This is a genomic window from Occultella glacieicola, assembly GCF_004353825.1.
In the GTDB taxonomy this organism is placed as follows: Bacteria; Actinomycetota; Actinomycetes; order Actinomycetales; family Beutenbergiaceae; genus Occultella; species Occultella glacieicola.
This window is the reverse complement of sequence record NZ_SMNA01000007.1, coordinates 250,484-275,082: the sequence shown is the minus strand read 5'-3', so window position 1 is coordinate 275,082 and position 24,599 is coordinate 250,484. Positions and strand designations below refer to the sequence as shown.

At 71.8% G+C, this 24,599-nt stretch carries 22 protein-coding genes; 14 read left to right on the top strand and 8 right to left on the bottom strand.

Going from position 1 to position 24,599, the window contains the following annotated elements; translation table 11 throughout:
- The first annotated feature begins 57 nt into the window (after nt 1-57).
- From glpK to EXU48_RS16215, 4 genes are all read left to right on the top strand, one after another.
- Complete coding sequence (gene glpK / locus EXU48_RS16230; RefSeq protein WP_133108714.1) at nt 58-1,575, top strand: glycerol kinase GlpK; 1,518 nt, start codon at nt 58-60, stop codon at nt 1,573-1,575.
- Nucleotides 1,576-1,982: 407 nt separating this feature from the next.
- On the top strand, nt 1,983-3,905 hold the full coding sequence (locus EXU48_RS16225) for a DUF6807 family protein (protein WP_133108713.1): 1,923 nt from the start codon (nt 1,983-1,985) through the stop codon (nt 3,903-3,905).
- Nucleotides 3,906-3,952: 47 nt separating this feature from the next.
- Entirely contained in the window at nt 3,953-4,864 is a 912-nt protein-coding gene (locus EXU48_RS16220) for an NAD(P)-dependent oxidoreductase (protein ID WP_133108712.1), read from the top strand.
- Nucleotides 4,861-5,802, top strand: coding sequence for an AEC family transporter (locus EXU48_RS16215; protein WP_133108711.1), 942 nt, complete (start codon nt 4,861-4,863; stop codon nt 5,800-5,802). The genes EXU48_RS16220 and EXU48_RS16215 overlap by 4 nt, the downstream gene beginning before the upstream one ends.
- Here EXU48_RS16215 and EXU48_RS16210 read toward each other — a convergent pair.
- On the bottom strand, nt 5,771-7,006 hold the full coding sequence (locus EXU48_RS16210; protein WP_133108710.1) for a glycosyltransferase: 1,236 nt from the start codon (nt 7,004-7,006) through the stop codon (nt 5,771-5,773). The genes EXU48_RS16215 and EXU48_RS16210 overlap by 32 nt on opposite strands.
- A 273-nt stretch (nt 7,007-7,279) precedes the next feature.
- Here EXU48_RS16210 and tyrS point away from each other — a divergent pair, with 273 nt between their 5' ends.
- The gene (gene tyrS, locus EXU48_RS16205) at nt 7,280-8,485 is read left to right on the top strand and encodes a tyrosine--tRNA ligase (protein WP_133108709.1); all 1,206 of its coding nucleotides are present in this window, start codon (nt 7,280-7,282) and stop codon (nt 8,483-8,485) included.
- A 12-nt stretch (nt 8,486-8,497) separates the two neighbouring features.
- Here tyrS and uppS read toward each other — a convergent pair whose 3' ends face one another.
- From uppS to xylA, 4 genes are all read right to left on the bottom strand, one after another.
- Nucleotides 8,498-9,199, bottom strand: a complete 702-nt coding sequence (uppS, locus tag EXU48_RS16200) for a polyprenyl diphosphate synthase (protein WP_133108708.1) — start codon at nt 9,197-9,199, stop codon at nt 8,498-8,500.
- Between the two features lie 98 nt (nt 9,200-9,297).
- Entirely contained in the window at nt 9,298-9,654 is a 357-nt protein-coding gene (locus tag EXU48_RS16195; RefSeq protein ID WP_133108707.1) for a cupin domain-containing protein, read from the bottom strand.
- 1 nt (nt 9,655) lies between these two features.
- Nucleotides 9,656-11,101 carry a xylulokinase gene (locus EXU48_RS16190; protein WP_133108706.1) on the bottom strand — a complete coding sequence of 482 codons (1,446 nt, stop codon included), beginning with the start codon at nt 11,099-11,101 and terminating at the stop codon, nt 9,656-9,658.
- 9 nt (nt 11,102-11,110) lie between these two features.
- Nucleotides 11,111-12,292: a xylose isomerase gene (gene xylA / locus EXU48_RS16185; protein WP_133108705.1), complete on the bottom strand. Its 1,182-nt coding sequence runs from the start codon at nt 12,290-12,292 to the stop codon at nt 11,111-11,113.
- A 79-nt stretch (nt 12,293-12,371) separates the two neighbouring features.
- Here xylA and EXU48_RS16180 point away from each other — a divergent pair, with 79 nt between their 5' ends.
- Nucleotides 12,372-13,571 carry an ROK family transcriptional regulator gene (locus EXU48_RS16180; RefSeq protein WP_133108704.1) on the top strand — a complete coding sequence of 400 codons (1,200 nt, stop codon included), beginning with the start codon at nt 12,372-12,374 and terminating at the stop codon, nt 13,569-13,571.
- 18 nt (nt 13,572-13,589) lie between these two features.
- On the opposite strand, the gene EXU48_RS16175 is transcribed toward EXU48_RS16180, so the two are convergent.
- Entirely contained in the window at nt 13,590-14,165 is a 576-nt protein-coding gene (locus EXU48_RS16175) for a helix-turn-helix domain-containing protein (protein WP_165962856.1), read from the bottom strand.
- 102 nt (nt 14,166-14,267) lie between these two features.
- Here EXU48_RS16175 and EXU48_RS16170 point away from each other — a divergent pair, with 102 nt between their 5' ends.
- The 3 genes from EXU48_RS16170 to EXU48_RS16160 all read left to right on the top strand — a co-directional run bounded on the left by EXU48_RS16170 (nt 14,268) and on the right by EXU48_RS16160 (nt 17,479).
- On the top strand, nt 14,268-15,614 hold the full coding sequence (locus EXU48_RS16170) for an MFS transporter (protein WP_133108702.1): 1,347 nt from the start codon (nt 14,268-14,270) through the stop codon (nt 15,612-15,614).
- 65 nt (nt 15,615-15,679) lie between these two features.
- Nucleotides 15,680-16,321 carry a hypothetical protein gene (locus EXU48_RS16165; RefSeq protein ID WP_133108701.1) on the top strand — a complete coding sequence of 214 codons (642 nt, stop codon included), beginning with the start codon at nt 15,680-15,682 and terminating at the stop codon, nt 16,319-16,321.
- A gap of 135 nt (nt 16,322-16,456) precedes the next feature.
- Nucleotides 16,457-17,479 (top strand): LacI family DNA-binding transcriptional regulator, encoded by a 1,023-nt coding sequence (locus EXU48_RS16160; RefSeq protein WP_133108700.1) that lies wholly within the window; start codon nt 16,457-16,459, stop codon nt 17,477-17,479.
- A 61-nt stretch (nt 17,480-17,540) separates the two neighbouring features.
- Here EXU48_RS16160 and EXU48_RS16155 read toward each other — a convergent pair whose 3' ends face one another.
- Nucleotides 17,541-17,804, bottom strand: a complete 264-nt coding sequence (locus EXU48_RS16155) for a hypothetical protein (RefSeq protein ID WP_133108699.1) — start codon at nt 17,802-17,804, stop codon at nt 17,541-17,543.
- Between the two features lie 239 nt (nt 17,805-18,043).
- On the opposite strand from EXU48_RS16155, the gene EXU48_RS16150 reads away from it, so the two are divergent.
- From EXU48_RS16150 to EXU48_RS16140, 3 genes are read left to right on the top strand one after another with little or no spacing between them, the layout of a single operon-like run.
- Nucleotides 18,044-19,207 (top strand): Gfo/Idh/MocA family protein, encoded by a 1,164-nt coding sequence (locus tag EXU48_RS16150; RefSeq protein ID WP_133108698.1) that lies wholly within the window; start codon nt 18,044-18,046, stop codon nt 19,205-19,207.
- Nucleotides 19,207-20,079 carry a sugar phosphate isomerase/epimerase family protein gene (locus EXU48_RS16145; protein ID WP_133108697.1) on the top strand — a complete coding sequence of 291 codons (873 nt, stop codon included), beginning with the start codon at nt 19,207-19,209 and terminating at the stop codon, nt 20,077-20,079. Before EXU48_RS16150 ends, EXU48_RS16145 begins: the two co-directional genes overlap by 1 nt.
- Nucleotides 20,080-20,134: 55 nt before the next feature.
- Complete coding sequence (locus EXU48_RS16140; RefSeq protein WP_133108696.1) at nt 20,135-21,424, top strand: alpha-L-fucosidase; 1,290 nt, start codon at nt 20,135-20,137, stop codon at nt 21,422-21,424.
- 79 nt (nt 21,425-21,503) lie between these two features.
- On the opposite strand, the gene EXU48_RS16135 is transcribed toward EXU48_RS16140, so the two are convergent.
- The gene (locus EXU48_RS16135) at nt 21,504-22,586 is read right to left on the bottom strand and encodes a fatty acid desaturase family protein (protein ID WP_133108695.1); all 1,083 of its coding nucleotides are present in this window, start codon (nt 22,584-22,586) and stop codon (nt 21,504-21,506) included.
- Between the two features lie 201 nt (nt 22,587-22,787).
- Here EXU48_RS16135 and EXU48_RS16130 point away from each other — a divergent pair, with 201 nt between their 5' ends.
- Together EXU48_RS16130 and EXU48_RS16125 are read left to right on the top strand one after the other, a co-directional pair.
- Nucleotides 22,788-24,137 (top strand): outer membrane protein assembly factor BamB family protein, encoded by a 1,350-nt coding sequence (locus EXU48_RS16130; RefSeq protein ID WP_133108694.1) that lies wholly within the window; start codon nt 22,788-22,790, stop codon nt 24,135-24,137.
- A 22-nt stretch (nt 24,138-24,159) separates the two neighbouring features.
- Nucleotides 24,160-24,597, top strand: coding sequence for a hypothetical protein (locus EXU48_RS16125; protein WP_133108693.1), 438 nt, complete (start codon nt 24,160-24,162; stop codon nt 24,595-24,597).
- Nucleotides 24,598-24,599 lie beyond the last annotated feature (2 nt).

The window sequence follows — 24,599 nt, the reverse complement described above, 5'->3', positions numbered from 1 at the left end:
CATCGCACGAAACGCCCGCCCCGCCGGGCGCACCACAAGGAAGTGAGAGGAAACACCATGGCCGACTACGTACTCGCCATCGATCAGGGCACCACCAGTTCCCGGGCGATCATCTTCAACCACTCCGGTCAGATCGTGGAGTCCGGGCAGCTCGAGCACGAGCAGATCTTTCCCAAGGCGGGGTGGGTGGAGCACGACGCCCTGGAGATCTGGAAGAACGTCCGCGAGGTCGTGGCTCTGGCCCTGACCCGGGCCAACCTGACCCACCGCGACATCGCCGCCGTCGGCATCACGAACCAGCGCGAGACCGCGGTGGTCTGGGACAAGAACACCGGTGAGCCCGTCTACAACGCGATCGTCTGGCAGGACACTCGCACGCAGAAGATCGTCGAGGAACTCGGTGGCGACGAGGGCGCCGAGAAGTACAAGGCGAAGGTCGGCCTGCCGCTGGCCACCTACTTCTCCGGCCCCAAGGTCAAGTGGATCCTGGACAACGTCGAGGGTGCCCGGGCGAAGGCCGAGGCCGGGGACCTGCTGTTCGGCAACACCGACACCTGGGTGCTGTGGAACATGACCGGCGGCAAGGACGGTGGCGTCCACATCACCGACGTGACGAACGCCTCCCGAACGATGCTGATGGACCTGTCGACGCTCGACTGGGACGCCGAGATCGCGGCGGACATGGGCATCCCGACGTCGATGCTGCCCGAGATCCGCTCCTCCTCCGAGGTCTACGGCAAGGGCCGCGAGGGCGGCATGGTCCCCGGCGTGCCGATCTCAGGGATCCTCGGCGACCAGCAGGCCGCCACGTTCGGCCAGGCCTGCTTCGAGGTCGGCATGGCCAAGAACACCTACGGCACCGGCAACTTCATGCTCATCAACACGGGCACGGAGCAGATCCCGTCCGAGAACGGCCTGCTCACCACCGTCTGCTACAAGATCGGTGACCAGCCTGCCGTGTACGCCCTCGAGGGCTCCATCGCGGTCACGGGATCCCTCGTGCAGTGGCTGCGGGACAACCTCGGCATCATCTCCTCCGCCCCGGAGGTCGAGGACCTGGCCAAGTCGGTCGACGACAACGGCGGCGCGTACTTCGTGCCCGCGTTCTCGGGCCTGTTCGCGCCGTACTGGCGGGCGGACGCGCGCGGCGCCCTGGTAGGCCTGACCCGGTACGTGAACAAGGGCCACATCGCTCGCGCCGTCCTGGAGGCCACCGCGTTCCAGACCCGCGAGGTGCTCGATGCCATGAACGCGGACTCGGGCGTCGACCTGACCGAACTGAAGGTCGACGGCGGCATGATCGCCAACGAGACGCTCATGCAGTTCCAGGCGGACATCCTGGGCGTGCCGGTGGTCCGTCCGCAGGTCGCCGAGACGACCGCGCTCGGTGCCGCCTACGCCGCCGGGATCGCGGTCGGCTTCTGGAGCGGTGAGCAGGACGTCATCGACAACTGGGCCGAGGACAAGCGGTGGGAGCCCTCGATGGACTCCGGCGACCGCGAGCGCCTCTACCGGAACTGGAAGAAGGCCGTCACGAAGACCTTCGACTGGGTCGACGGGGACACCGAGGCCTGAGCCGACGCACCCCAACCCGAACGGCCCTCTCCCCCGGGAGGGGGCCGTTCGCCATCCCGACACACCAACCCGGGGCAACCGGTTTCAGGCTCTGCGCGCCAGTGCGCCATATCGCGCGGTGCGCTCCGGACACCAACCGCACCTCGCCGTGGCGCGTGCCGACGCGCGGATTGTCGAGTACCCCCGGATCGCCGTGGACGAGCCCGCTAGACTCGGCCTGAGCGCGCTTTCGGGGGCAGGTTCGCCCGTGTTGCCGCAGAGGTCGTGAAATCGGTTTCTGATCGGGTAGTCTGCACGCAGACCTCACGATCCGGAGGACACGCGATGTCGCTGACCACCACGCCGACCGGGCGCCACCTCGACGGTGTCACCTGCCCCGCCACCGCCCCGCCGGCCGGAGCGGACGCATGAACGCCACGCGGGTCGCCACCATCGCCGAGGTCGCTGACGCCGCCGGCGTCTCCCGAGCCACCGTCTCCCGGGTCATGAACGGTCGGTCCACCGTCCGCGCGGACCTCGCCGAGCGGGTGCGTGCCGTGGCCGCCGAACTCAACTACAGCCCCAGCACCGTCGCGCGCAGCCTCTCCCTCGGCCGGACCCAGACCGTCGCGCTGTTGGTGCCCGACCTGGCGAACCCGATGTTCCAGCAGATCCTGCGCGGCGCCAACCAGGCAGCGGCCCGGGACTCCTACCGGGTCCTGGTGGCGGACAGCGTGGAGGATCCCGGCCGCGAACTCGAACTGGCCCTCGAGGCGCGGCGACGCTGCGACGCCCTGATCCTGTGCTCGCCCCGGATGCCGGACGCCGAGCTGGCCCAGGTCCTCGCGGTCGCCGGGCCGGTCGTGGTGGTGAACCGGGACCCGGAGGACGGCTCCGTGCCCGTGCTCTCGGTCGACTACGCCGACGGCATCCGGACCCTCACCGAGCGGCTCATCAAGCTCGGGCACAGCCGGTTCATCTACCTCGCCGGTCCGGAGAGCAGCGCGTCCAACACCGTCCGGCTGCGGGCGCTGCGGGCGCTCGAGGGCGAGTACCCGCACCTGAGCATCCGGTACGAGCCGTGCGGGGCCATGATCGAGGACGGTTACGCGGCGCTCGATGCCGTGCTGGCGTCCCGGGCGACGGCGGTGCTCGCCTACAACGACCTGGTCGCCTTCGGACTGCTCGGGAAGCTCAACGAGTCCGGGGTGGACGTGCCCGGGGACATCTCGGTGGTCGGATTCGACGACATCGCGTTCGCCCGGTACGCGACGCCGTCGCTGACCACGATGGCGGTACCGCAATCCGAGTTGGGCCGGCAGGCCTGGGAGCAGTTGCACCAGCTGATCCTCGGCGGCGCCGAGCGACCCTCGCTGTACTTCCGTCCCCGTCTGGTGGAGCGAGCCAGCTCCGGCCCGGTCCCCCGCGAGCGCAGCGGACCGGCTGCCGAGGTCACCGGCGCCGAGACCAGCGCGGTGCCCGCTCCCCCGGGCGTCCTGCTCTGGAGCCGCGACGACGAGGCCGGCGTCCTCGGCGTCGACGGGCTCGAACTGGCCCGGTACCAGCGTCACGCGGCCCTGCCGGACGTGCACGCGCCACGTCCGTTCCTACACCCGATCTACACCCTCGGCGGCACCATGGTCACCGAGCAGAGCCCGGTGGACCACCGCCACCAGTACGGGCTGTCGCTCGCGGTGCCGGCGGTCAACGGCACGTCGTTCTGGGGTGGCCGCACCTTCGTCCGTGGCGCCGGGCCGACCCTGCTCGAGAACCACGGCACCCAGGTCCCGCATGAGATGACCCTGACCGGAGCCGCACTGACCGAGCACCTCGTCTGGCACTCCCACGAGGGCGAGGTGCTCATCGAGGAGGACCGCGAGCTGACCGCCGTGACCCGGCCCGAGGCGGACGGCTGGCAGTTGAGCTGGCGCAGCGACCTGCGTTCCGTCCGAGCCCTGACGATCGAGAGCCCGGCCACGTCCGGCCGGCCGGGCGCCGGCTACGGCGGGATCTTCTGGCGGTTCGGACCGGGCGGCCCGACGACTCTCCTCGTCGCCGACGGCGAGGGCGAGGAGACGGCGCACGGCTCGACCTCGCCGTGGCTCGCCGTATCCCGGGCCACCGAGGACGGCTCCTGGACCGCCCTCCTGGTCCAGGGCGCCACGGCGCGGCCATGGTTCGCCCGCGCCGCGGACTACCTCGGAGTGGGCCCGGCGCTCGCCTGGGACACCCCCCTCACCGTCGCCGAGGGTGAGGACCTACCGCTCGAGCTGCACGCGCTCCTGGTCGACCGTGTCCTGGACCGTGACGAGATCGAAGCGCTGCTGCCGGGCCTGCCGGGCGTCCACTGAGCGACCACCCCCCGGGCGCCGCCCGTATCGGCGGTACCGTGCCGGGCATGACATCCGGCGAGCCCCGCACCGGCGGCCTCGGTGTGATCGGCCTCGGCACCATGGGTGCGCCGATGGCCGCACACCTCCTGGCCGCCGCGGACGATCCCGGGCGCCTGCACGTGACCGCGCGCCGCCCCGCGGCGGCGGCGGACCTGGTCGCGGCGGGCGCGGTCTGGGCGCCGTCACCCGCGGCCCTCGCAGCCGAGTGCACCGTCATCGTGACCGTGCTGCCGGACCTGCCCGAGCTGTGGGAGGTTCTCGAAGGGCCCGCCGGAGTGCTCTCCGGGCGCACCGGCGACCTCCTCCTCGTGGTCTGCTCGACGTCGGCGCCCGACGGCGTCCGCGCGCTCGGCGTCGAGCTGACCGAGCGTACAGGTGGCGCCGTGCGCGTGGTCGACGCCCCGGTCAGCGGCGGCCGGGAGGGCGCCATCGCCGGGACCCTGTCGATCCTCATCGGCGGCGCGGACACCGACGCCGCGACGGCGGCGGACGTGCTCGCCCCGTGCGGCCGGTCCACCCACCTGGGCCCGCTCGGATCCGGCCAGGTCGCCAAGGCGTGCAACCAGCTGGTCGTCGCGGCCACCACGGTGGCCCTCGCGGAGGCCGCGGTGATCGCCGACCGGTCGGGCCTGGACCTCTCGGCACTGTTCGAGGCCGTCGGCGGTGGCTACGCGGGCAGCCGGCTCCTGGAGGTCAAGGGCCCGAGGTTCGTCGCCCACGACCACGAACCAGCGAGCGCCGCCCGCCTGATGATCAAGGACCTCGACTTCGCCCTCGCGCAGGCGCGCTCGGTCGGCACCCCGACCGAGCACGTGCAGTTCCTGCGGGGCCTGTTCGCGGAGGTGGTCACGGCGGGCCTCGGTGACCTGGACTCCTCGGTGGTGCAGCGCTTCCTCGAGGAGCGGTCGGCCCCGTGAGCGGGATCCTCGTCGCCCTCGGGACGATGACGGTGATCGCCGTCATCGGCTGGATCCTGGGCACCGCCAAGGTCCTCGGAGCGAACGCCCAACTCGTGCTCGCGAAGCTCGTGTTCACGGTCGCGACCCCGTCGCTGCTGCTGACCACGATCGCGGAGACGGACCTCGGCCTGCTGTTCACCACCAGCGCTCTGACCACCGTCGTCTCCACGCTGGCGGTCGCGGTCATCGGCGGCGTGGTCTTCCGGCTCGTGCTGCACCGCGGCACCGGGGAGTCGACGGTCGGCGCACTGTCGAGCTCCTACCTCAACGCCGGAAACCTCGGCCTGCCGTTGGCCGTCTATGTGCTGGGCACCGCCGTGCCGGTCGTGCCGGTGCTGCTCGTGCAGCTGCTCGTGCTGGCTCCGGTGGCGTTCGCGATCCTGGACACCCGGCCGGCGGGCTCCGCCTCCCGCCGCCAGCTCATCCTGCGGCCGCTGACGAACCCGGTGACGATCGCCGCGGCCATCGGGATCGTGCTCGCCGTGCTGCCCTGGTCGCCGCCGGACTTCGTCCTCGAGCCGTTCCGGCTCGTCGGGGCCGCCGCCGCCCCCCTTGCGCTGATCACGCTCGGCCTGTCCCTGGTCGGGTCGAAGAAGGGGTCCGGCGCGGCCGAGCGGCCGGTCGCCGGCCGTGCCCCGATGCCCGATCTGGTCGTCGTGACCACACTGCGCGCCGTCGTCCACCCCCTGCTCGCCTTCGGGCTCGCCGCCGCGTTCTCGCTCGATCACGAGGCGGCGCTCGGCGTGGTGCTGATGGCGGCACTCCCGACGGCGCAGAACGTGCTGGTCTATGCCCTCCAGTACGGGCAGGGGCAGGCGATCGCACGCGACGCGCAGCTGGTCACCACGGTGTTGTCGCTGCCGGTCATGATCGCGGTCGTCGCGCTGTTGCACTGACGTAGGCCTCGAGCAGGTCCCGCGCCGAGTTCTCCCAGTCCAGGCCGAGGGCCCGGTCCCGACCGGCACCCCCGAGGGCACCTGCGAGGCCCGGCTCGGTGAGGACCCGCTCGATCGCCGCGGCCCAGTCGCCGGGGACGCGGGTCGGCACGAGCAGCCCCGTGACGCCGTCGAGCACGGCCTCGGCGAGCCCGCCGGCGCCCGCTGCGGCCACCACCGGGACGCCCGAGGCCGACGCCTCCAGCGCCACCAGTCCGTAGGTCTCGGAGTGGGAGGTCACCAGGACCGCTCGCGCCGTGCGCATCAGCGCCGCCAGGTCCGCCCGGTGCTGGGCTCCGGCGAACTGCACCAGGTCCGCGACGCCACGCGCCCTCGCGAGCTCGTGCAACCACTGCGCGTACTCGGCGGTGTCGCTGGCCGGGTCGCCGGCGACCACCAGGAGCGGCCGTGGCTCCGGGAGCAGCGCGAGCGCCTCGATGCCCAGGTCGATCCCCTTGAGCGGGTGCAGCCGCCCGGCCACGAGCAGGTGCCCGGGATCCGGCGCAGGTCCGGCGCCGCCGGCCCCTGGTCGCCGCAGATCCGGGTGGAACAGGTTGTTGTCCACGCCCGGCCCGACGATCACCACCCGATCGGGGTCAGCGCCGAGCCGGCCGGTGACGGTCCGCGCCTCGGCGGCGCTGATCGCCACGACCAGGTCCGACTCGCGCGCCAGCATCGCCTCCCCGGCGAGCCGTCCCGGCGACTCCGGCCGCTCCCCCGCGGACAGCGGCGTGGCCTCCGGTGCGGCGATCGAGTGGAAGCTCTGCACGTGCGGGGTGCCGAGGGACCGCGCGACCGGCAGTGCCGCGACCCCGGAGAACCAGTGGTGGGAGTGGATCAGGTCGTAGCGCCCGAATCGCCCGAGCTCCGCGACCCGCGCCAACTCAGCACCGAAGTCCGCCACGACATCCTCATGGGCACCCTTCGGCAGCGGCTGCGCTGGGCCCGCGTCGAGGAACCGCAGGGTCAGGTGTGGGCTGGGGGTCGTGTGCTCCGGCTGGGCCGGGTCGGATCGCCGCGTGATCACGTCCACCCGGTGACCGAGCGCGGCGAGCGCCTGCGCCTGCTGCCAGACGACGACGTTCATCCCGCCCGCGTCACCGGCACCCGGTTCGGTTGCCGGTGAGGTGTGCAGGCAGACGAGCGCCAACCGCAGAGGTGACATCTGCACACGGTAGTGCGCCGGACGGGAGCGGCACCTCCGCGACCGCCTCCGTTCCACGCTGCACCACTCTCCCGATCGGATACGCTGCCGAGCGTGCTGACGCGTCGCGTGTATCCGAACGGCTCCGGTGTGAGCCGTTCGCCCGCGCGCCCCTGACGTCGCCGGCCGCCACCCCGGAGCCACAGGTGAGGACCACATGGTCCTCACCTTTCGTCGTCTCTGAGCGAGTGGCTGCACGGGTCCCCGCTCGAGCCCACCATCGAGGAGGACCACATGAACGACAGCCAGGACGTGCTCACCCACCTGGGACGGACCACCGACCAGATCTTCGGCCGCACCGACCTCATCGATCGACTCGCCTCGGGGAGGCCGATGCGGATCAAGTTCGGCGTCGACTGCACCGCGCCCGACCTGCATCTGGGCCACGCCGTCAACCTCTGGATGATGCGCTACCTGCAGGATCTCGGTCATGTCGTCGTGTTCCTGCTCGGCGACACCACGACGCGGATCGGAGACCCGACCGGCCGGGACCGGACCAGGCCCGTGCTCACCCCGGAGGAGATCGAGACGAACGCCCGGGCGTTCCTGCGACAGGTCTCCGTGGTGCTCCGCGACGACCCGGCGGTGCTCGAGGTCCGACGCAACTCCGAATGGTTCGACGCCATGGCGGTCACCGACCTGATGGGTGAGCTCAGTCTCGTCACGCACGCCCAACTCATCGCCCGCGACATGTTCCAGGCACGCGTCCGCGACGGTCAGGAGATCGGTGTCCACGAGCTGATCTACCCGGTGCTGCAGGGCTACGACAGCGTCGCCCTCGCTTCGGACCTGACGATCGTGGGCTCGGACCAGCTGTTCAACGAGACCGTGGGTCGCCAGTTGCAGGCCAAGCACGGCCAGCGTCCGCAGACCGTGATCACCAGCACCATCACCCCCGGGCTCGACGGCGGCGCCAAGCAGTCCAAGTCCCTGAACAACTACGTCGCCCTGGCGCACTCCCCGACCCAGAAGTTCGGGCGGCTGATGACGCTCCGGGACGACCTGATCGACACCTGGGCGCGTGTCTACACCGACCTGCCGGACGCCGTCGTCGCCGGTCTCGAGCGCCGCGCCCGGCAGGGCGGCGCGAACAGCCGCGACGCGAAGCTCGACCTCGCCGAGGCGATCGTCGCCCGCTACCACGGTGCGGCTGCTGCGGACCGGGCACGGGCGGAGTTCACGCGGGTGTTCTCGGGCAACGGGCTGCCCGACGACGTCCCGCACCTCATCGCCTCGCCGACCAGCGTGCTGCTCGAGATCGTTCTCACAGCCCGACCCGAACTGTCCCGCAACGCCGCGCGACGGCTGATCGCCGACGGCGCCGTGTCGTTGGACGGCCGGCCGCTGCGTGAGGCCGACGCGCGCCCCGAGCTCTCGACCGGCTCGATCCTGCGCGTCGGACGGCGGAACTGGTTCGAGGTGGTGGTCGGCAGCCTCTAGCCGCCGTTGCGGTCAGATGCGGACCGCGACACGTCGGCGGGCATACTCCGCGAGTGCCGCATCAAGGTCGGCCTCGGTGAACGCGGGCCACATCTTGGGCGAGAAGACGATCTCGGCGCGGGCGGCCTGCCACGGGAAGAAGCCCGAGATCCGGCGCTCCCCGCTGGTCCGGATGACCAGATCGATGTCCCGAACCGGCCCGCCGGGCAGGCGCTCGCCGATCGCCCGGACCAGGTCCTCGCCGTCCAGCTCCGCGGCACCGTCCGCGAGCGCGGCCCGGACGCCGGCGACGATGTCGGCGTGCGGGTCGTAGCCGATGCCGAGCGTGAGCTGCCCGGCTCGGCCCCGACTGAGTTCGACCGCGCGTCGCAGGGCTCGGCGCGCCCCTGGAGGGGCCAGTGCCAGATCGCCGGAGATGTGGACCTGCCAGTGCTGCGACCGCTCAATGGTGGCCGGGAGCACGGACTCGATGAGCCCGAAGAGGTGGCCGACCTCCTGGGCCGAACGTTTCCGGATGTTGTCGACCGACAGGACGAACACGCTGACGTGGTCGACGCCACGCGTCCGCAGCCACTCGAGGGCGTCGCCGAGATGGTCGGCGCCCGCCCTGTGGCCGAAGCCCGCGGTCTGGCCGATCGCTTGGGCCCAGCGCCGGTTCCCGTCCATGACGATGCCGACATGGCGCGGGAGGGGTTGCTCGACGGCGCCGCCCACGCGGCCACCACGCGTCGCCCTCCGGCGCCGTCCCCCGGCCCTCACCGTCCCAGTATCCGCCGCCAGCGCGCCGACAGCGTCCAGTGACGCGCGGTCGACTACAGCTCCCGGTGGTGCTCGGTCGTCTCGATACGCCCGTCCGTCTCCACGATCACGACCGTCATCGCGGTCGTCGCCCAGGACTGGTGCAGCTCCCCGGCCTCCCAGACGACCACGTGCCCCGCCTGCAGGGGATGGCGGACCTCATCGGCGGCCGCGACCTCACCCTCCCCCGCGACCACCGCGAACGCCTGGCTCCGGGTGGCCCGGTGCCTGCCGATGGTGCCGCCCGGCTCGATGAGCGCGACCCGCACCTCTGCCCGGCTCGCGCCGGCGACGTACGGCAGGAGGTCCATCTGTACGCCGGCGCTCGCGAAGGCGTCGATGACGCGCCGCGGCAGTTCGAACCGACGCACGTCAGCGCTCCGTCGAGAGCGTCATCTCGCGGGCGAGGGCGTAGCGTTCCCGCAGGCGGGGCGTGGCTCCGCCCTCGCAGCGGTAGGTCTTCTCCCCGGCGAGCGGCCACGCCGGAGGCTCGTCCTCGCCGAGCAGCACCCACGCGGCCTGGCGGGCGGCGCCGTCGGCCACGTACTCACCGGGCTGGGGCACGGTCACGTCCAGCCCGAGCACGGTCGGGGCGATCCGCCGGACCGCCTCGGACTGCGCGGCGCCACCGATGAGAACGATCCGCTCCACCGCAACGCCCGCCTCACGCACCGCGTCCAGCCCGTCCGCTAGTCCGCAGAGCAGACCTTCGACGGCGGCGCGAGCCAGGTGCGCGGGCGTCGTGTTCCCGAGGCGCACGCCATGCAGCGCGCCCGTGGCGTCCGGCTTGTTCGGGGTGCGTTCGCCCTCGAAGTAGGGCACCAGGACCAGTCCGTCCGACCCGGCCGGGGCGGACAGGGCGAGTTCGGCCAGTTCTCGGTGCTCCCGCCCGAGCAGCGCGCGCATCGCATCCAGGACCCTGCTGCCATTGAGGGTCGCCGCCAACGGCAGGAACAGGCCCGTCGCATCGGCGAAGCCGGAGACCAGACCGGACGCGTCGGCCGTCGGGCGTTGCGATACGGCGCTGACCACCCCGGAGGTGCCGATCGAGAGCGCCACGTCACCACTGCCCATACCCAGGCCGAGCGCGGCGCCGGCGTTGTCCCCGGCCCCCGGTCCGAGTACCAGGCCGTCACGGTCCCGGGCCTGCTCGGCCGGCCCGATCACCGCGGGCACACCGATCCGGCGCCCGAACGCGCGCTCGAGCAGGTCGAACCGGTAGGAGTTACGTGCGGCATCGAAGTACCCGGTGCCCGAGGCGTCGGACCGGTCCGTGGTGAGCCGGGACAGCCCGTCGGTGCCCGGGCCGTCCCCGGCCAGGCGCCAAGTGAGCCAGTCGTGCGGCAGCGCCACCGCCTCGACCCGGTCCGCGTTCTCCGGCTCGTGCTCAGCGAGCCAGCGCAGCTTCGTGATCGTGTAGGAGGCGACCGGAACGCTGCCGGTCGCCTCCGCCCACGCCCGTTCGCCGGAACCTGGCGTGCCGTCGCTCAGTTCGTCGATCAGGTCGAGCGCCGCCTGCGCGCTGCGGGTGTCGTTCCACAGCAGGGCCGGGCGGACCGCCGCGCCGTCGGCGTCGAGGGCGACCATGCCGTGCTGCTGGCCACCGACCGCGACCGCCTCGACGTCGTCGAGACCGCCGGCGGCGCCGATCGCCACCTGGAGGGCGTCCCACCAGGCCTCCGGATCCACCTCCGTGCCGTCCGGGTGCGGCGCGGAGCCGAAGCGCACCAGCGCCCCGGTCCGCGCATCCCGGACGACGACCTTGCAGGACTGGGTGGATGAGTCCACCCCGGCCACGAGTTGCCGCGACGATGCCATGGACTAGACCTAGCCGATCAGGTGCTGGAGCGCCAACTGGTTCAGGCGCACGAACGCGTACTCGCGCATCCCGGCGGCGTCCGGGTCGAAGCCCTCGAACGCGGTGGAGTCCGCGAGCAGGTCGGCGACGGATTCGCCCACACCCAGGGTGGACTCGGACAGCTCGAGAACCCCGGAGGTCACGAACGCCTCCTGCACGGCCGGGTCCGCTCGGTAGGCCTTCGCCTTCTCCGCGAGCAGCAGGTAGGTCTCCATGTTCGCCCTGGCCGAGTCCCAGACGCCCTCGAGACCCTCGGTGCGGGACGGCTTGTAATCGAAGTGACGCGGCCCGTCATAGGTGGGCCCGCCACCGGGGAAGCCGTTCTCGAGAAGGTCCACGGTGAAGAACGCGGAGAGCAGGTCACCGTGACCGAACACCAGGTCCTGGTCGTACTTGATCGAGCGCTGGCCGTTCAGGTCGATGTGGAAGAGCTTGCCGGACCACAGCGCCTGGCCGAGGCCGTGGGTGTAGTTCAGGCCCGCCATCTGCTCGTGCCCGGTCTCGGGGTTCAGGCCCACGATGTCGCCGTGCTCGAGCTCGGCGATGAAACCGAGGGCGTGGCCGACGGTGGGCAGCAGGATGTCCCCGCGGGGCTCGTTCGGCTTCGGCTCGAGCGCGATCCGGAGGCCGTAGCCCTTCTCCTTGATGTAGGCGGCCACGATGTCCACGCCCTCGCGGTAGCGGTCGAGAGCGGCGTTGACGTCCTTGACGCCGTCGTACTCGCTCCCCTCGCGTCCGCCCCACATCACGAACGTGGAGGCGCCGAGGGAGGCGGCCAGGTCCACGTTCCGCAGGACCTTGCGCAGCGCGTACCGGCGCACGGAGCGGTCGTTGGAGGTGAACCCGCCGTCCTTGAACACCGGGTGGCTGAACAGGTTGGTGGTGACCATCTCGATGACCAGCCCGGCGTCGTCGGTTGCCTTCTTGAAGCCGGTGAGGATCTCCTCGCGGGTGGCGTCGTCACTGCCGAACGGCACCACGTCGTCGTCGTGGAAGGTGACGCCCCAGGCGCCGAGCTCGGCCAGCTTGGTCGCGTATTCGCGCGGGTCCAGGGCCGGCCGGGTGGCCTCGCCGAACTGGTCCCGGGCCGTCCAGCCGACGGTCCAGAGGCCGAACGAGAACTTGTCATCAGCAGTGGGCGTGCGCACCATCGCGGGCTCCTTGGTCAAGGTTTGGGAAGGGTTTGTTGTGCTGCTGAACTTATCCCTGGATTCGGCTAGGGTCAAGGTCATGCGAAGCAGCGGCGGACGAGGCGGCGGGGCCGTGCGGCAGGAGACGCTGCGCGAGCACAACCTGTCGCTGATCGCCCGGACCGTGATGACCGCGCCGACCCCGCCCTCACGCGCCGACGTGGCCACGGCGACCGGGTTGACCCGGGCGACGGTCTCGCGCCTGGTCACCGAACTGATCGACGGCGGGCTCGTCGCCGAGGATGCGCCGCTGACCGCCGGGGCGGCCGGGCGCCCCGCCATCCCGCTCCGACCGGCCACCGGGACGGTTGGCGCTCTGGGCCTCGAGGTGAACATCGACTACCTGGCGGCGCGGGTGCTCGACCTGTCCGGGCGGGTGCTCGCGGAGGCGACCCGGGAGCGGGACCTGCGCGGGTCCGATCCCGGGCCGGTCCTGTCCGAGTTGGGCACGCTCGGCATCGAGATCGCGGACACTGCCACGGCCGGCGGCATCCGGCTGGCGGGCACCGGGCTGGCCCTGCCCGGCCTGCTTCGCGACGACGTGCTGCTGCTGGCGCCGAACCTCGCCTGGACGGCCGTCACTCCGGCGGCCCTCCTCGGCGGACCGATCCCGGGCGGACGACTGCACCTGGGCAACGAGGCCAGGTTCGCGGCCGGCGCGGAACTGGCCGCGGGCTCGGCCACCGACTCGTTCCTGTACCTGTCCGGCAGCGTCGGCATCGGTGCGGCGATCGTGCACGGCGGTGAGATCTTCGCCGGCGAGCACGGCTGGAGCGGAGAGCTCGGGCACGTGTGCGTGGACCCGGCCGGCGACACCTGCCGGTGCGGCGCAACCGGCTGCCTGGAGACCTACGCCGGAAGCGCTGCGCTGCTGCGTCGGGCCGGCCTGCCCGAGGGTGCCCGTCCGCCGGACCTGGTCGACGCGCTCGCCGCCGCGGACCCCGGCGCCCTCGCCGCCGTGCACAGCGCGGCCCGGGCCCTGGGCACGGCCGTCGGCGCCTTCATCAACCTGGTCGACGTCTCCGAGGTGGTCCTTGGCAACAGTTTCGCACCGTTGACCGAGTACCTGCGTCCCGAGCTCGAGCGCGAACTCACGGTCCGGGTGCTCGCCTCGCGGTGGGCACCACCGCAGGTGCGCGCCTCGGTGGCCGGCGACCGGCCTGCGCTGACCGGCGCGGCGCGGGCCGCCCTGGCCGGGGTGACCGAGGACCCGAGCGCCTGGCTGTCCCGGGCCCGCTGACCAAGACCACCGGCGCCCTCACTCCTGGGGTAGCGGGAAGCCGTCGTAGTAGACCCGGATCCGCCGCAAGCCGTCGGACTGCGCCCGAAGTGCGGCCTCCCGGCCAGTCCCCTCCGAGGTGTGGCGCTCGATCACGTCCTGGACCTCACGATTCATGGCCGCCAGCTCCGCCGCCGTCAGGATCGCCGTGGTGGACTGTTCCAGGGACGCCGTCACCCACTCTTCCTGCGCCGTGTCGTCGGAGAGCCAGGCCTGCAACGTGGCCGCCTGATCCTCGACCATCGCCGAGCGGAGCATCGCCTCGACCGGCGCCGTCGCGGCATCGGCGCTCTTGCGCATGCTGAAGGAACCGGCGCGCCACCAACGTTCACGCCCCTTGCCCAAGTTCGCATCCTCCACCACCAGCCCGTGCCGCTCGAGCTGGCGGAGGTGGTAGCTCGTCTGCGCGGTGTTCTCGCCGAGCCGCTGCGCGAGCAGGGTCGCCGTGGCTGGACCCGAGTTCGAGAGCACCGAGAACATCCGCAGTCGCAACGGGTGCGCGAACGCCTTCATCGCCGCCGCGTCCAGTCGCGGTTCGTGAGCGAGTTCGTCCATAGCCCTTGCCCTCTCCATCCTCCAGACGCTACAGTTCCAGAGATTTCTCTGCATTGGTTTCTCTGCAGCCGTTTCTCTGCACATTCTACGAGGAGCACCACCATGACCGCATCGTTGGACACCACGCCGAAGGCCAAGGAGCCGCTCGGCCACCGGTTCGTCGCCCTCTTCGCGTCCACCGCCGCGTCGAACCTGGCTGATGGGATCCTGCTCGTGGCGGTGCCGTTGATCGGCCTCACGCTGACCACGTCCCCGCTGCGGATCTCACTGCTGTCCGCCGCGACCTGGCTGCCCTGGCTGCTGCTCGGGCTGTACGCCGGCGCGCTGATCGACCGTGGCGACCGGCGGCGGATCATGGTCGCCGCCATGGGGCTCCGGATGGTCGTTCTGACGTTGGCGACTGCGGCCGCCCTCACCGACTCCCTGACCATGCCGGTCCTGCTCGGTCTCCTGCTCGTGTTCGGCGCCGCCGAAGTGTTCGCCGACACCGCCGCGGGCACCCTCATCCCAGCGGTGACCCCACGCGCACGCCTCGCGTCCGCCAACGGTCGCCTGCTCGGCGTGCAGCAGGTCGCGAACCAGTTCGTGGGTGCGCCGTTGGGAGGATTCCTGCTCACGGTGGGCCCGGCCTGGGCATTCGGCGTGCCGGGCCTGCTGTGCGGTGTGGCGATCGGCTGCATCGGCCTCGGCCTGCGCGGGAGCTATCGTGCCGGTGACCACGTGGGTGGCGTTCGGGTGCCGGGGACTGGGACCTCGGCCCAGGCCAGGGACGAGACCTCCGCGGAGTCCATCGGCACGCGGATCCTGGCCGGGTTGCGGTACCTCCTCGGTCACGCGGTGCTACGTCCGCTGGTCATCACCTCCGCTGCCATGAACCTGGCCAACAGCGCCTACTTCGCCGTGTTCGTGCTGTGGCTGGTCGGCCCCGGGTCGGCCGTGGGACTTTCGGAGCAGATGTACGCGATCCTGATCACCACCGTCGCCATCGGGGCTCTGCTGGGCTCGGTGCTGGCCGAGCACCTGCTCGCGCGAGTCAGCGAGACCCGGCTGCTCGGAGTCGTCTGGGTCGTCAACTCGGCCCTGTTGGCGGTCCCGGTGCTGGTGCCGGATGCGTGGGTCATCGGTGCCGCCTTCGTCGTGGTCGGCTTCACGAACATCGTCGGCAATGTGATCACCCGGGCGATGCGGCAACGACTCATCCCGGACGCCCTGCTCGGACGCGTCGGCGGGGCGTCCGCCACGGTCACCTACGGCACGATGCCGATCGGAGCGCTGCTCGGCGGCGTGGTCGGAGAGGCATTCGGGTTACCTGCGGTGTTCCTCGGCGCCGTCGGGCTGTGCCTGATCTTCGTCGCGTACACGATCTCGCGGGTCACGCCGGTGGTGGTGGCGCAGGCGGACGCGGACCGTGCGGTCCTGGAGGACGCTGCCGCCGGCTCTGGGCACTGACGCGCACGCCGGCCGCGTGGGCGTGGTGGACTGGCCGCCATGCGTTGGCCGAGCGCCACAGTGGGGTGGCGATCCAGGCGATACCGCCGTGGCGCTACCTGGTCGGCCCCGAGCTGCGTGACTGGCCGGCCTCGCGGCCACGGCCGGCCGGCTCGGTCGGACCGATCCGGGACGCCGAGCGCGACGCGGCACTTGAGGTCTTCCTCGAGCACGACACGGCCCAGCACGCGGCGTGGTCGCCGGCCGCGCCGATGAGGTGGCTCCGGGCGGAGTTCGCCGCGGACTTCACGGCCGGCTCGGACACCGCCTTCGATCCCGGCGCCAGCGTGGCACTGCGGCGGGACGGCCGGCTCGTGGCGCAGGCCCTGCTGTACCCGCCCGACCCGGAGGATCCGGCCGGTGGACGCGAGCTCGGGCTCCAGTCCCGCCCGTACGCCGGTCCCGACGCCCGAGCCGACCTGGGCGCGTGCCTGGCCGCGGTGATCGGCCTGGCGGGTGACGGTGAGGCACTCCTGATCGACTGCCACCTCACCGAACGCGCCGAGTACCGGATGATGGAGCAGGTGCCCGGTCCCGCACCGGGTGGCGGCTGGACCGCCATCGTCGCGATCGGCGTGCCCGGTGGCCGAGTCCCCGTTCCGCTGCCGCGCGACCTCCTCCCCGAGGACGCCGCCTGGATCCGCCGCATGGCCCAGGCGGGCAGTTGACCGCTGCGATCGGATCCGAGACCGGGCGCGCGGCTGTGCGGCACATCCGGTCAATAGGCCGCACAACCGCACGCTCGCAGGTCCGGCGCCGGGGCACCTCCCCCACGAGGTGGTGAAAGCGCTTACCATCAAGACATGGCCTCGGTGACCCTCAGTGACGTGGCCCGCGAGGCGGGCGTCTCCCTCGCGACCGCCTCCCGCGCCATCAACGGCAGCGCCAACCGGACGGTCCGCCCCGAACTGCGGGACCGGGTGCTCGCGGCCGCCGCGGCGCTGCACTACTCGCCGGACGCGAACGCCCAGGCGATGGCTCGTGGCCGCACCACCACGCTCGGTCTGATCGTCCATGACATCGCCGATCCCTACTTCTCCTCGATCGCCGCCGGGGTGACCACGGCCGCCGAACGGGCCGGGCTCATGGTCACGCTGGCCAGCACCGGTCACGACCCGGAACGCGAGATCGCCTTCATCGAGGTGCTCCAGAGCCAGCGGGCCCGTGCCATCGTGATGGCCGGGAGCCGGATCGAGGACGAGACCGTCAACGACCGTCTTCGCGCGGCCCTCTCGGCCTACCGGGCCGGTGGCGGTGCGGTCGCGATGATCGGGCAGCCCCTGTTCGACGTGGACACGGTCGCGATCGAGAACACCGCCGGCGCCGCCGACCTGGCCGTCGCGCTGCACGCGGCCGGCTACCGCCGGTTCGCCGCACTGGCCGGCCCGGCCGGGCACCTCACCGCCCGGGACCGCATGGAGGGATTCGCCGCCGGGCTGGCGAGCCGCGGAGCCGCGCTGGCCCCCGAGCACATCATGCGCTCGGCCTTCACCCGGGACGGCGGCTACGAAGGCATGCGCGAACTCCTCGACTCGGGCGCCGCCGTCGACGTGGTCCTCGCCGTCAACGACGTGATGGCGGTCGGCGCGATGGCCGCGGCCCGGGACGCGGGCGTGACCGTCGGCACCGGGATCGGGATCGCCGGGTTCGACGACATCGTCACCCTGCGGGACGTGACCCCGTCGCTGACGACGGTCCGGGTGCCACTCCTGCAGGTCGGCGCCACAGCGACCGAGCTGACGCTCGGCGAGCCTGCCGCCGAGCCCCGGCTGGAGCGGGTCGCGAGCACCGTCGTGCTGCGCGACTCCACGCCACCACGGGCCTGACCCGCGGTCCCGTCCGGGTCCGCGGTTCAGGCGGGCGGCGCCGGCCGGTCGGTGTCGGGAGTCACGTCCGGGGCAGGCCCGGAGTCCCGGGCGGCTCCGGCGAGTCGGTGTCGCCGTCCCCGTCGAAGCGGTCCTTGACGTCCTCGATCACGTCCTCGGCCTTGCCCTTCACGTCCTCGAGGACATCGCCGGCCTTCTCCTTGACGTCGCCGAACACGTCGGCCGCCTTGTCGGTGAGTCCCTCGACGGCGGGGCCGACCTTGCTCTTCGCACTCTCCAGTGCGTCGCTCGCCTTGTCCTTGAAGTCGTTGAACATGTCCGACATCGAATCGTCCTCCGGGTTCACCGCTGGTCCTGCAGAGCGAGCCAAGCATGACGTGATCCCGCCATGCCCACAACGGGAAGCGTCGTCGGGACCGCCGGTCGAGACTCGAGCCGTGGGCACCTCGCGGGTGGTCGCATGCGGATCTTGACGTTGCCGAACCCCGGACGTACGCTACGGAAAGCGCATTCCAAGGACGGGAGTGCCCGCTCCCCCACCGAATCCCAGGAGACGACGACCCGATGACGACCCGCACCCTCCGCATCGCCATGAACGGCATCACCGGCCGCATGGGCTACCGCCAGCACCTGCTCCGCTCGATCCTGCCGATCCGGGAGGCCGGCGGCGTGGTCCTCGAGGACGGCACGAAGGTCCAGGTCGAGCCGATCCTCGTCGGACGCCGTGCGGACGCGGTCCGGGAGATCGCCGAGAAGCACGACATCGCCGAGTGGACCACCGACCAGGATGCGGTCATCGACGCCGACGACATCGACGTCTACTTCGACTCCCAGGTCACCTCCCGGCGCTACGCCGCGCTGACCCAGGCGATGCGCAACGGCAAGCACATCTTCACCGAGAAGCCGACCGCCGAGACCCTCGAGGAGGCCATCCAGCTGGCCCGGCTCCGCAACGAGACCGGCGTCACCGCCGGCGTCGTCCACGACAAGCTGTACCTCCCGGGCCTGGTGAAGCTGCGCCGGCTCGTGGACGAGGGCTTCTTCGGCCGCATCCTGTCCCTGCGCGGGGAGTTCGGCTACTGGGTCTTCGAGGGTGACCACCAGGCCGCCCAGCGCCCCTCCTGGAACTACCGCAGCCAGGACGGCGGCGGCATGACCACGGACATGTTCTGCCACTGGAACTACGTCCTCGAGGGCATCCTCGGCTCCGTGAAGTCGGTGGTCGCCAAGACCGCGACCCACATCCCGACCCGCTGGGACGAGCGCGGCGAGGCGTACGACGCCACCGCCGACGACGCCGCGTACGGCATCTTCGAGATCGCCGGCCCGAACGGTGAGGAGATCATCGCCCAGATCAACTCCTCCTGGGCCGTGCGCGTCTACCGCGACGAGCTCGTCGAGTTCCAGGTGGACGGCACCCACGGATCCGCTGTCGCGGGGCTGCGCAAGTGCGTCGCCCAGCAGCGTGCGCACACCCCGAAGCCGGTCTGGAACCCGGACCTGCCCGTCACCGAGCCGTTCCGCGACCAGTGGCTCGAGGTCCCCGCGAACGACGACCTGGACAACGGTTTCAAGCTGCAGTGGGAGGAGTTCCTGCGCGACGCCGTCGCCGGTCGTGAGCACCGATACGACCTCCTCTCGGCCGCCCGAGGCGTGCAGCTGGCCGAGGCCGGCCTGGCGTCCTCCGCGCAGGGGCGCCGCATCGAGCTCTCCCCGATCGAGCTCTGATGGCGGACCTGAGCCGGCTCTCCCTGAACACGGCCACCACGAAGGCCTGGACCCTCGCCGAGGCCGTCGACGGCGCCGTGCGGGCCGGGCTGCCGGCCGTCGGGCTCTGGCGGGACCGGGTGGCCGAGGCCGGCCTGGCCAGCGCCGCGAGGATCGTCGCCGACGCCGGGCTGCGGGTCTCCTCGCTGTGCCGTGGCGGGTTCCTGACCGCCGCGGACGAGGCGGGTAAGGCGGCCGCCCTGGACGACAACAAGGCCGCGATCGTCGAGGCCGCGACGTTGGGCACCCGCGAGCTGGTCATGGTGGTCGGCGGTCTTGGGGCGGCGAGCGCGCCCGGGGGCCCGGCACTGCCCGACGGCGACCGCGACCTGGTCGCGGCGCGGCAGCGGGTGGCCGACCGGGTCGCCGACCTGGCCCCGTTCGCGGCCGAGCACGACGTCCGGATCGTCCTGGAGCCGCTGAACCCGATCTTCGCGGCGGACCGGGCCGTGCTGTCCACGTTGAAGCAGTGCCTGGACCTGGCCGAGCAGTTCCCCGCCGAGACGGTCGGGGTGGTCATCGACACCTACCACGTGTGGTGGGACCCCGAGCTGCGCGAGCAGATCGTCAGGGCCGGCACCTCCGGCCGGATCGCGTCCTACCAGGTGTGCGACTGGCAGCTCCCGCTGGCCCAGGACATCCTGCTCTCCCGCGGATTCATGGGCGACGGGTACATCGACTTCCCGACCATCACGTCCTGGGTCGCCGAGACCGGCTACGCCGGCGACGTGGAGGTCGAGATCTTCAACCAGGAGATCTGGGACGCCCCCGGCGACGAGACGATCGCCACGATGGCGGCCCGGTACGACACGCTGGTGCGGCCGTACCTGTAGCCCGGCCACCCCAGCAGCGGTCCGCACGAGCCCGCGGATCCGCAAGGATGGCGCCATGACCCGCTCCGACACCCCGACGCCCGTTCCCACTCCGGCGCAACTGCGCTGGCAGGAGGCCGGGCTCGGGGTGTTCTGGCACTTCGGGATCAACACCTTCAACGACCGCGAGTGGAGCGACGGCACCCTCGAGGCGGCCACGTTCGACCCGGCCGACCTGGACGTCGACCAGTGGGTGCGCACGGCGGTCGAGGCCGGCGCGCGCTACGCGGTCCTGACGGCCAAGCACCACGACGGTTTCTGCCTGTGGCCGACCGCCACCACCACCTACTCGGTGGCCTCCTCACCCTGGCGGGACGGGAACGGTGACCTGGTGGCCGAGGTTGCCGCCGCCTGCCGCCGTCGCGGGCTCGCCCTCGGGCTGTACCTGTCCCCCTGGGACCGCAACGCTGCCTGCTACGACGACCCCGCGGCGTACGACGACTTCTACCTCGCCCAGCTCCGTGAGCTCTGCTCGAACTACGGCGACCTGTTCGAGCTCTGGTTCGACGGGGCCGGCTCCGCGGGGCGCTCCTACGACTGGCCACGGATCGGCGACCTGATCGACGAACTGCAGCCGGGCGCCATGGTGTTCAACATGGGCCGGCCGACGATCCGCTGGGTGGGCAATGAGGACGGGCTGGCCACCGATCCGGTGACCTATGTGGTCGAGAGCACCCACGCGGACAACTACACCGAGGGCACCGACACCCTCACCGAACCGGCGTACCTGCCACCGGAGTGCGACGTCTCGATCCGGCCCGGCTGGTTCCACCATGACACCGAGTCGCCCAAGTCGGTGGACCACCTGCTCGCCATCGCCTACCGCTCGATCGGCCTCGGCGCCGGCCTGCTGCTGAACCTGCCGCCGGATGCGCGTGGCCGCATCCCCGACGAGGACGTGGCTCGGGTGTGCGCCTGGCGGGCCGAGTGGGACCGCCGGTTCGACGATCCGGTCCCCGCCACGCTGACCGGGTCCGGGGACACGGTGCGAGCCCGCTTCGAGCGCCCGGTGCGCCTCGACCACCTGCTGCTGCGCGAGGACCTCAGCGGCGGTCAGCACGTGCGTGGGCACGAGGTACGCACGCCCGACGGCGTGGTGCTGGCCGCCGCGGGCACGGTCGGGATCCGTAGGGTGCACGTCTTCGAGCCGGTCCGCGTGCACGAACTGCTGATCCGCGTGGACGCCGACGGCGCAGCGTCCGCGACGGGTCACCTCACCGCGGTCGTGGGGTACGACACCGCCGGCGCCGTGGTGCCGGACCTGCCGGCCGACTACCGCGCGCCGACCACGCCACCGCCGAACTGACGCCGGCCGGACCGGGCCGGCCCCCGCCGTCGGGCATCGGTGGTGCCGAGGCCGGGGCAGGCACCGGCTCCGATGCCTGCTACACCCGGTACTGGGCCGCCAGCGGGCACGCCCACACGTCCAGGCCACCGCGACCGACCCTGTTCAGGTAGGCGATCACGACCCGGTAGGACTGCATCAGCGTGGTCTCGGTGTACTTCACTCCGAGGGCTTCGCAGTGTGCCCTCACGATCGGCGCGACCTTGCGCAGGTTCGGGCGGGACATCGAGGGGAACAGGTGGTGCTCGACCTGGAAGTTCAGACCGCCCATGAAGGTGTCGACCGCACGGCCACCGGTGATGTTGCGGCTCATCAGGACCTGGCGGCGCAGGAAGTCGATCTTGGCCGTGGGCGGCACGAGCGGCATCCCGATGTGGTTCGGCGCGAACGAGGAGCCCATGTACAGGCCGAACACGGCGAGCTGGATGCCGATGAACGCGGCGGCCTTGCCGGGCGGCAGGATGATGAAGACGAGTGCGAAGTAACTGCCGAGGCGGAACGCGATGAAGCTCAACTCGACCCAGCGACGCTTGACCTTGCCCCTGGAGAGGACGCCCTTGATGCCCTGCACGTGAAGGTTCACACCCTCGAGCAGCAGCAGCGGGAAGAAGAACCGGCCCTGCTGGGTGGCGAGCCACCGGGTCAGCGGGTTCTTGCGGGACGCGTAACCCTCCGGGGTGAATGCGAGCACCCGGCCCCCGATGTCCGGGTCGGCGCCCACCTTGTTCGGGACCTGATGGTGCTTGGTGTGCTTGCGCTGCCACCAGCCGTGCCCCATGCCGACGAAGAGGTTGATCAGGATCAGGGAGATCCACTCGTTCCACTTGCCGGAGACGAAGATCTGCCGGTGCGCGGCGTCGTGCCCGAGGAACGCGACCTGGGTCATCAACAGGGCGAGGCCGACGGCGAGCGCCATCTGCCACCAACTGTTGCCGATCAGCACGAACGCCGTCGCGAGGGCGAGCCCACCGAACGTGAGGCCGATGATCTTCGACCAGTAGTAGGTGTAACTGCGCTTGAGGAGACCGGCCTCCTGCACCCGCTTGGTGAGTTCCTTGAAGTCGCTCACATGCCGGTCCCGGACCGTGCCGGTCACCGGACGCTCGATCGCGATACTGCTCATACTGCCGCCTCGGGCTCATCGTGCATGATGACGCCTCCAGGCGTCCTGGCGTGACCGCTTGATCGCGCCGGACACCCCTCCAGTGTCGCATGCCGAGGCCGACACGGCAGGCGGTGCCCGGACCTCCGCCGCCAGCACCTCCGGACCACCCCGTGGCGTCAACCACCGAGCGGGCGGCGCCACGCGGGACGACAATCGAGTATGGGCGCCACAGGCGACTACGACGAGTTCACCCTCGAGGCCGTGAACGCTCCGATCGAGGGTGATTCGCCCGCGGACTCCGACGGGGACACCTCGGTCCCCCCGACCGGCTCCGCCCAGGTCACGATCGCCTCGGCCCCTGCCTGGATCGCGGCGGCCCTCACCCTCATCGTGACCGGGGTGCTCAGCGTCCCGCCACCACAGCCCGCGTGGGGCGTGGTCGCCGAGGCGGACCTGACCCGGACCCCCGAGGAGGTCTGGAGCGTGCCGATGCCGAACCTCACCTCCTGGCTCGACACGCCACAGGTGGCGGTCTTCGACGACCGGGTGGTGCTGGGCACCTGGTCGACGGTCACCGGGTACGACGCGATCGAGGGCGAGGAGCTCTGGAAGGTCACCGAGCCCGGGATGACCTGCTCGTGGCAGTTCGAACCACTGCTGTGCCGGGCCGGCCGGGGACCCGACGCGGCGATCCTGCGGATCGACGCGACCGACGGCGCGGTCTCCCGGACCCCGATGCCGGGTGCCCTCCTGGTCACCCAGACCGGCGGGGACATCATCGCGCTGCGGCAGGACGCCGACGGTCAACGGCTGGTCCGGCTGCAGGGCTCGGACCCCCTCGCCCCGCCCCGGTGGAGCACCCTGATCGGCCCCGGGCTTCGGGGCGAGCCCTACGCGCCGGTGCTCCGGGTGATCGACGGGGAGGTCTTCGTCTCGGTGTTCGCCGGGTTCGTGCTCGATGCCGAGACCGGCGAGGTGCGGCTCGACCGTGGCTTCGTTTACGAGTTGCCCGGGGTGATCGTCGCCCTGGCGGCCGGTGACGCCGGCGGCCGGCAGGTCTCGACGACCGGAGACCGGGACGTCGACGACGTCCACCTCCCCTCGAACGGCGTGACCCTGCCCGTGGACGACGACCCGGGCTCCGACGTGGTGTTCGAGGTGAGCGACGGTGAGCTCGACGCCATGACCCGGGCCACCGGTGAGCCCCTCTGGTCGGTGTCGGAACCGCCGTATCCGTACCCGTTCGCGCGGCTCGACGGGCGGGTGCTCGTCTACTCCGAGACCGGACTGTTCGGGCTCGTCGAGCAGACCGGCGCACGGCTCTGGAGCGCACCGGCCGGCGACGGCACGGAACTGGCCTGGTGTGCCTGCGTCGGTGCCGACGACACGGTGCTGATCGGCACCGTCGATGCCCGCGGGGACACCTCGCTCGCGGGCCTCGACACCGCCACCGGGTCGCTGCGCTGGCAGGTGCCCACCGTCGGCGACTACCCGCTCGACGTCGAACCGGTCGGCGACCGGTTGGCTCTGCTGACCAACACCTCGCTCACCCTGTGGCGCTTCGAGTGAGCCGATGCGGCACAATGACGCCATGCCGAGGACGCCCGTCGCCGACGAGTTCACCGTCGGTGGGGCCGACGACGGCACGCCGGCCGGCCCGTCCGGCCGCGGTCCCGGCCGGGCCGGGCACCCGGGCGGCTGGGTCGCCGCGGGGCTGGCCTTGATCGTGGTGGGCATGCTCACCGCCCCGACGCTCTTGCCCCGGGCCGCCGCCATGGCGTTCGCCGAGCCCGTGCCGTCGCTGCAGATCTCGGTGCTGGCGGACGATCCGCTACAGACCGTGCGGTACGGCCCGCTTGTGGGTGCCCTCGACGACCTCGGCTGGTCGGGCGCCGTGGCCTGCACGGATCCGGGCGACGGGGTGGTCACCTGTGTGAGATCGCAGGACGGGAGCACGGTGTCCATCGACACCCGCAGCGGTGCCTGGTCGTTCCTGCGGAGCGGCGCGCGCCTGCAGCCCGCGGGCTGATC